Origin of the sequence: Vibrio sp. Vb1337, assembly GCF_033338715.1 — a bacterium.
GTDB lineage: Bacteria > Pseudomonadota > Gammaproteobacteria > Enterobacterales > Vibrionaceae > Vibrio > Vibrio alginolyticus.
This window is the reverse complement of sequence record NZ_JAWOTD010000297.1, coordinates 1-1,017: the sequence shown is the minus strand read 5'-3', so window position 1 is coordinate 1,017 and position 1,017 is coordinate 1. Positions and strand designations below refer to the sequence as shown.

1 protein-coding gene is annotated in these 1,017 nt (G+C 47.5%); it reads right to left on the bottom strand.

Annotation, left to right across the window (positions count from 1 at the left end):
- Window positions 1-1,017 (bottom strand): 3-isopropylmalate dehydratase large subunit (gene leuC / locus R7E42_RS25760; RefSeq protein WP_318073351.1); only part of this gene is annotated, 1,017 nt, incomplete at both ends.

The following is a 1,017-nucleotide window of genomic DNA, read 5'->3' as shown; positions in this document are numbered from 1 at the left end:
TTTATCTACTTGGTAATCAGACAATGATTTGCCTGCTTCTAGGCCCATGTAAGCCAATGCTTTTTCAGCAGACGCTTTTTCGATTGGATCAGTGAAGCTTTCTGGTGCTGGAATCGGTTGGTCAACGGCAATGACCTGACCTGGGTTTGTGCCCCAAGTTACTTGTGGTTTGATGTCAGCAGCATTTAGCGTTACTACGGCATCAAATTCGGCATCTGCGTCAGTTTTTAACGTCTTCCAGTACTCTACTGCAGCATCAAAATCTGCGCCTTGCGGTGAGAACTTACGACCTTTGATATATTCAAACGTGGTTTCATCTGGTGCAATTAGGCCTGCTTTTGCGCCCAATTCAATGGCCATATTACATACCGTCATGCGGCCTTCCATAGAAAGGTCAGTAATCGCTTCACCGCAGAATTCAACCACATAACCAGTACCGCCCGCAGCCGTTGTTTTGCCGATGATCGCTAGAACGATATCTTTCGCGGTAATACCCGGTGCGACTTTACCTTTCACTTCGATTTTCATTGTTTTCGCACGTGCTTGTTTTAGCGTTTGAGTCGCTAATACGTGCTCAACTTCAGAGGTACCGATACCGAAAGCCAGTGAGCCAAATGCCCCGTGTGTTGCGGTATGAGAGTCACCACAAACGATGGTCATACCCGGTAGAGTAATGCCTAGCTCTGGGCCCATAACATGGACGATGCCCTGATATTTGTGGTTTAGGTCGTAAAGGGTAACACCGAACTCTTCGCAGTTTTTCGATAGCGTCTCCATTTGGATACGCGCCATCTCGCCAGAGGCGTTGATGTCTTTGGTTGTGGTCGAAACGTTGTGATCCATCGTGGCGAACGTTTTGCTAACCTGACGAACTTTACGACCTTTTTCACGCAAGCCATCAAAGGCTTGTGGAGAGGTCACTTCGTGTACCAAGTGACGATCAATATAAAGAATAGGGGTTTCCCCTTCTGCCGCGACGGCAACGTGTGCGTCGTAGACTTTTTCGTATAGTGTTTT